We start from the raw sequence: 7,808 nt of genomic DNA, 5'->3' as shown, positions 1-7,808 counted from the left end.
CCCGTCGAGGTCGTACAGGTCGCCGTATATGCCGTTGTCTGCGTCAGGGCAGGCGTTAGCAGCGTATTGCCCGTCGTGCTGGTTGACCACGTCACCGTGCCCGTGCAACCCGAGGCTATCAGGGTCGCACTGCTGCCGTAACAGACTGTGGCCGACAGCACCACCAGACTCGCCGCCGGTTGGGTATTGACCGTCAAAGACGCCGTCGTCTGACAGCCCGGACCCGTCACGCACGTGGCGCTGTAGGTCTGCGTTGGCTGTGATGGCGTTACGCTGATCACTACGCCATTGCCGCCCGTCGACCAGCTTACCGTACCCACACAGCCGATGGCCGACAGGCTCACCGGCGTGCCAACCGTCACGTTGGTTGACGAAGCTTGCAGGCTCAGCACCGGCTGCGGCATTACCGTCACCGTGCCCACCGCTGTAGTCGCTGAACCCGTCGAGGTCGTACAGGTCGCCGTATAATTCGTCGTTTGCGTCAGATTCGGCGTGATCAGGCTGGTGCCCGTCGTGCTGGTTGACCACGTCACCGTGCCCGTGCAACCCGAGGCTATCAGGGTGGCACTGCTGCCGTAACAGACCGTCGCCGATAACACTATTAAACTCGCCGCCGGTTGGGTATTGACCGTCACCGAGGCCGTCGTCTGACAGCCCGGACCCGTCACGCACGTGGCGCTGTAAGTCTGGCTCGGCTGCGACGGCGTTACGCTGATCACTGCGCCGTTGCCACCTGTCGACCAGCTTACTGTGCCCACACAGCCCAGCGCCGACAGGCTTACCGGTGTGCCGACTGTCACGTTGGTTAACGAAGCTTGCAGACTCAGCACCGGCTGCGGCATTACCGTCACCGTGCCCACCGCCGTAGTCGCTGAACCCGTCGAGGTCGTACAGGTCGCCGTATAATTTGTCGTTGCCGTCAGGTTTGGCGTGGTCAGGCTGGTACCCGTCGTGTTGTCCAACCACGTCACCGTGCCCGTGCAACCCGAGGCGGTCAGGGTGGCACTGCTGCCGTAACAGACCGTGGCGGAGGCAACCACAATGGATGCCGCTACCGTACACGAAGCCGGTGCAGTATAAGACGTCGCAGCCCCGCTGCAACCCGCCAGCGTCACGGCTACCGTATGGCTGACCCCATCGGAGGGTAGACCTGTCAGCGAGTAAGCTACCGAGGTGGCATTAGCAGCCACTGTTATGGTCGCCGATCTGGATCCATCGGTAATGGTGGCCGTTCCGCCGGTACTGTTGCCGGTCAGACTCAGAGTTCCTGTTAGGGTATACTGGTTGGTCGCAGGGTCACAATTGCCGGGAGTAGCAATCAGGCTCAGCGAACAAGGCACATCGACGAAACCAAAATCATACGTATGAGCAGTCGACCCATCGACCCCTGTTCTCAGACTAATAACGGGTAATCCACCGACCAGAAAGGCATCGTTATTGATGGTTGATGATCCGGTATTGATCCCTCCGGCCGTTTCGCCGGGGGCGGGTGAAATACCCGTCAGGGTTAGCCCGCTTGTGGACGTATCTGACCCTAAAGAACTGATCCGCAGGGCATAGCTGGTCAATGGGGTAAGGGGTAGGTTATACTTCTGAGCGGATGTATTGCTCCGGTTCGGCAGGTTAGAGAAGCTATAATTCCCCCCGGCGTCGGTAATGGCCGTAACGATCAGGTTACCGCCGGCATCCCGCAACTCCACCGTTACACCGGCCAATGGCGGTTCGCCGGCATCCTGAATCCCGTTATTGTTGGTATCTTTCCAAACGCGGTTACCAATTTCAATAGGCGGCAGGGCGTCACAAACCTGATCTAATCCTGAGATCCGTGCTATTTTCGGACCTGCTCCGGTCAACGTAGCTCCATAGGCGGGTACTCCCGTTGATAAATCTAAATAAACTACCCCATTGCTATAGCCGTTCATGGCATCTAAATAACCGGCCAGCACATAGCTTGTACCTGACTTAATATACAAGCCACCAGAAAATCCATATGGTCTTCCATCAAAATTCTTTTGCTGAAAGAAAAATTTACCACCTGGCCCACCACCGGTATTCACATAATTACCCGTGCCGTCATTGACTTTATTATCAGCTGTAGAGGTATAGGGGCCTAATTTCCCGGCATTCTCCAGCGTATAGGAACCGTCGGTGTTTTTCCAGGCTCCGATCACATAGCCTACCTGGTTACCGGAACTGTAGGTATAAACAAATCGATCCGTTATTCCCATCACCATCAGGCCATTGTCGGCAAAGGCTAAATCAAGCAGGACAGGAGCCATTTCTGTGCTCGATGAGCTGCTCCAATCAACAGCACCGTGTCCGGTTTCTCCATAAGTACCCCCACCTGTAAAATTGATCGGGAAGCTAAAGGTTTTACTCCAGGTGCCTGTAGCTGGCTCATACGCTAATACAACACCTTGCAGGTCAGCAACCTTCGTACTGATTTCAGCATCGCACACGCCCCCCACATACAGCTTACCCCCATACTGTTTTAGTGCCGTTGGCCGGTAGACGCCCCCGCTACAACCGGCTAAGGAAGCTGGCGGGTAGATTTCAAAGGCTGCGGTGGGTTTACTGACGGGCAGTGTCGCATAATCGACCTTGCTGACGTTGACCCCCACGAGGCTCCCGTGATACATATTGACGACAAACATCGTATCGCCGGATGGCGTAAAATCCAGCCCACCCAGGCCCTGTACACCGAAGGTGCCAGCGCCTACCGTTTTCGTGGCCGGACCGACATCGATCCCCAAATCCGATAGTTTTACTAAGAGCCTGGTTCCCTGGTACGACTGCGAGCCGTCCGGTGCATTGTAATTTGCAATATAAATTGCGGAAGACCCGTCAGGGGCAGGCGGAAACACGCTCGTAAAGTCGGTTGACATGGCAGACATGTATACCCAGTTCGTTGGCCGTGGAGAAGCGATCCCGATTGGAACACCTACCGTTAAGTAGGATATATCCTGTGTCGATACCAGCGGTGCCTGACCGGTAGTTCTGTCAAGATAATCCCAGGAGCCAACCGTCATTTTATCCCCAACCGAGAATAAGGCCGATCCAAATACCATTTTACTGTTTGGAGAAAGGCTACAGACAGAACCCGGTATGTACAGGCCGAAATCATTGTGCGTCGTTACCCCTTGTATAAATTGCACATCGGTTCCGTTATCGGCTCCATAGCCAGACGAGCTATATTGAGCAGGCCAATTGGAAAACGCTAACCGGTAAGGCTGGCCCGCTGTCAGGTTCGTAAACCCATAATCTCCCCCCGCAATACCCAGTGCCGGATTGGCATCGGCAGTAATTGTGGTGCCTGCCAGATTACCGCCTGCGTCATACGCTCTCACCGTGACCCCGCCTATTCCCGGTTCTGTACTGTTTCGCACCCCATCCACGTTCGCGTCCAGATAGACAACCCCGCTGGTTAGCGATGAGCTGATACAGGTATAGACGGAATACATTACGGCATCTATATTGTACACGGAATTAGCCGATTGTAACTGAACATACCGCACATCCACCGGCAACGTGAGGCTTGCTGTGGTTCCCGCTGAAGCAGGCAACTGCCCGATATTGGTATACGGGCCGGTTATGTTCGTAGCGACTAACACCTGCATTTGAGCAGTTATACCATTCGTGGAGTATCGTATATTGAGGTTATTACCTCCGGCTACGACCGTACCTAAATCGAGTATGAGTGTCGCGCTGGTATTGCCGGGCGTTGCGGCAACTGACCCATCAGGCATACCCGTTGCTGAGCCGGGATTGGTCACATTGCCAGAACTAACGATGCTTACGGCCCCTACATTTGAACTGATTGCCTGCTGACCGACCAGACAGCCCGACATTGGCGTATTCACACAGTTATACACGGTGTAAGTGACGGCATCAACATTATAGGCCGTACTCGTTGTCTGTAGTTTCACATAACGTGCATCGATGAGCAAGTTAATCTCTACGGTCCTGGTTACCTGGGTAATATAATAATTATTGGGTAACTGGGCAATGCTGGTATACGGGCCACCTGAGCTGGTGGCAACCAGCACCTGTAGAGGACTGTTTCCATCAGTAGGGGTATAGCTAATTTGCAGGCTGTTACCCCCTGTTATCACCTTTCCCATATCCATAACCAGTGAGGCACTGCCCGGTATAGATACATTAAACCCATCAGGCCTGCCCAACAGGTTAGTGCTATTCTGGATACTACCGTTTGTCGTGCTTACGCTCTGCGCTCCTGACTGATAGCTCACCAGTTGCTGACCTGCACTACAAGTGCCGGAAACCGGTGTCACGCAGGTGTATACCGGATAGGTAACCGCGTCCAGACTATAGGCAGTCGCTGTGGTCTGTAACCGGATGTAGCGGGCTGATACGGGTAGCGTTACCGGCATTGTCCCCATTGAAGTCCGGGCTGTCAGTTGTGCAATATTGGTGTATGGGCCACCGGCATTTGTTGATACCAGCACCTGCATAGGTGCCGTGTTGTCGGCCGATGAATAGGTAAAAAACAGTGTCGTTCCTGCGGGTAAATCACTGCCCGCGTCAGCGTTCCTGGTTGAATTAGCGGCAATATATTCTGTATTTCCGTCAGGCACTCCAGCCATATTAACCGTATTTCCACTACCGGCCGGCAAACCTGTCTGATAGCTGGCGGATACCTGCCCGGCGGGACAGGATACAACCGGTCGGCTGATGCAGTTATAAACTGTCCTGGTGACGGCATCGACCCAGTAGCTGGTTGCTGTGGTTTGTAGTTGCACATACTGTGCGTCCAACGGCAGAATCAGACTTTTTGTGCTACTCGTTGTTGTTCCGTCCAGCTGAGCAATATTGGTGTATGGGCCACCGGCATTTGTTGATACCAGTACCTGCACAGGTGCCGTCGTATTGCCTGACTGATAGGTAATGTTCAGCGTATTCCCCGCCGTTACTACACTTCCCATATTCAGGATTAATGACGAATTGGCCCCTAAAGCCGCCGGACTCCCATCGGGTTTTCCTATGGCATAGGTAGCAGACGTCACCGTTCCGGTGGTAGCCCCAACGCCCTGTGCTCCGGTGGCATCCGTGAACAGTAACTCCCCGTTTGCACAGCTGGCCGACGGAGAAGACACACAGGCATACACGGGATAAGCCACGGCATCGACGGAATAGGACGATGCGGAGGTGAGCAATTGTACATAGCGGGCCGTTACCGGTAGCTGAACGGATTGGGTTGTCCGGCTCGCACTACCCGGCAAACGGGCAATGTTCGTGAATGGGCCGCCGGCATTACCCGAGACCAATACCTGCATGGGCGCGGCTGTATTAGCCGACAGGTAGGTCACCATCAGGCTGTTCCCTGCGGCAATCGTACTGCCCATATCCAGGGTGATTGACGCGTTCGCATTCAAACCGGCCGTATTGCCATCCGGACTTCCCAAGGCGTTGGCCGTGGCCGAGACAGTACCTGTAGCACCATTGATGGCTGTGGCTCCCTGGCTATAGCCAACTAATTTCTGTCCTGCCGGGCAGGTGGTCACCGGCGGAACAGCACAGGTATAGACCGGATAGGTAACCGCATCCGGAGAGTAGGCCGTACCGGCTGTTTTCAACTGAATATACTGAGCCGTCAGAGGTAAAGTCAGGGTCTGACTGGTACTACCGGTTGAGCCGGTGACGTAACCGATAAACGTAAACGGCCCGCCGGTACTGGCGGCAGCAAATACCTGCATTGGAGCCGTAGTGTTAGCTGACGAATAATACAGTTTCAACACCATCCCGGCCGGCAAAGCACTCCCCATATCAACCGTAATAGCGGAATTAACGCCTATTGAGACTGCTGTACCATCCGGAACACCTACGATATTGGTAGCGCTGGTTACGGCTCCAGTTGTTGATCCTGCCCCTTGTACTCCGGCTTCGTAACTAAATGACTGCTCCCCTGCCGAACAACTTGTGCTAACCGGTGTCGCACAGGCATAGGCCTGGTACATCACCGCATCCACATAATAGGTCGAATAGATATTTGAGGTCGTAGTAAACCGGATAAACCGGACATTGGTCTGCAAGGGGAAACTTATTGTATTAACCGAGGTATTCGGTTGTATATCCCCAAGGCTCGTATAAGGCCCCGCTGCATTCGTGGCAGCCAGCACCTGCATGGATTGAGCATAGGTGGCGCTATACTGCGAATACGCTCGCATTACCAATACATTACCAGCAGCAATGGTACTACCCAAATCCAGTGTAATCGTTGCATCAGGACTCAGGGTGGCATAGGAACCATCCACCAAACCCGTTGCGCTGGCCTGATTGGTCAGCGTACCTGATGTGCTGTAGACGCTGGTGGCTCCCCCTCCCGGATAGACAACAGACTGCTGTCCGGCCGCACAGGCTGCCGGATCAGTTATACAACTAAAAACCTGCCGGGTGACGGCATCGACCGCATAGCCGGTACCCGTGGCAACCAGCTTAATGTACTGCGCGGCCAACGGTAAGGTCAGCTGTCGGGTTGTTGTAGCGATACTTGCCGGAACACTCCCGATATAGGTATAAGGATCTCCCGCATTATTGGCTACCCAGATTTGTAAGGGAGATGTGTTATCCGTTGACGAATAGCTAAACGTGAGTGTAATGCCGGCTGCCAGTACACTGCCCATGTCGACACTGACGGATGAGTTAGTGCCCAATGTAGCCAGCTTACCATCGGAAATACCCAGTACATTTGTTGTACTGGTAACAACTCCACCCGTAGTGCCCGTTGCCTGAGCCCCGCTCAGGCTGGTGACCGAAATCTGCCCCGCTCCACAAGTTATATCAGGCGGAGACACACAACTGTAAACAGCATAGGTCAGGGCATCAATGTAATACGAAGAATAGGTCCCCGGCGGCGTTAACAGCTGTACATAGCGGGCATCTATGGGTAGTGTCAGGCTTCCGTTGATTAGGGATGTGTTGGTCGTTGGCTGAAAAGAGCCTATGGAGGTAAATGACCCTGGTGCACCGGTCGTACTTACCAGCATCTGCAAGGGAGGCGCATACGTTTCATTATATTGCGACGAATAGACCAGTGATAATACGTTTCCTCCGGCAACAACACGTCCAAAATCCAGCGTGATGGACCCATTTGCAGCAACGGTGGCGGCAACCCTGTCAGGCGGACCGGCTGCGTTGGCGCTATTGGAAACCGTCCCGGTTATGGCGTTCACACCTTGGGTACCTGCCGGATAGGTCATCAGCGTTTGTCCGGCCGCACAGGTTGGAACCGGGTTGGTTACACACGTATAAACCGGATACGTTACTGCATTAATGAAATACGACGTTCCGGTGGTAATCAGTTGTACATAGCGCACAGCCATGGGTAAGGTTACTGCATTTGTTGCCCCCGCCAGTTGGGCTATATTGGTAAAAGGCCCTGCTGCCGTACTGGATACCAGTACCTGAAGCGGAGCTTTTGCGTCTGTAGCAACATAACTTACTGTCAGACGGCTACCCGCTGGTAACATCACTCCCATGTCAAGTTTAAGGGCCGAATTGGCACCCAGTATGGCCGTACTACCATCTCCGGTACCCAACGCCGCAGTCGCACTCGTTACCGTACCGGTGGTTGAGACCACCGTCGTTGCTCCTACCGCATAGCCCGATGTCATTTGGTTAGGGCCACAGGTAGGTATTTGGGCTAATACACTGCCGGCGGTCAATAAATACAGCCAAAGGCAGGTCACTATCCCCTGCCAGGGCCTCCGGCGATCAACGCGCATGTACAAATTTTGCATAGTTATACGTCTGTTAGTGGAAAAGGTCTTTATCCGGCGACTGCCGTGTTT

1 protein-coding gene is annotated in these 7,808 nt (G+C 54.1%); it reads right to left on the bottom strand.

Translation table 11 applies throughout. The annotated features are described in order from the left end of the window. The coding region (locus tag BLX24_RS20015) for an SdrD B-like domain-containing protein (RefSeq protein WP_071504969.1) at positions 1 to 7,631 on the bottom strand (7,631 nt) is incomplete at its 3' end. Positions 7,632 to 7,808 lie beyond the last annotated feature (177 nt).

The organism is Arsenicibacter rosenii (assembly GCF_001870735.1).
Lineage (GTDB): Bacteria > Bacteroidota > Bacteroidia > Cytophagales > Spirosomataceae > Arsenicibacter > Arsenicibacter rosenii.
Note: the sequence above shows the minus strand (reverse complement) of the source record. Positions and strands in the feature narration are given on the sequence as shown.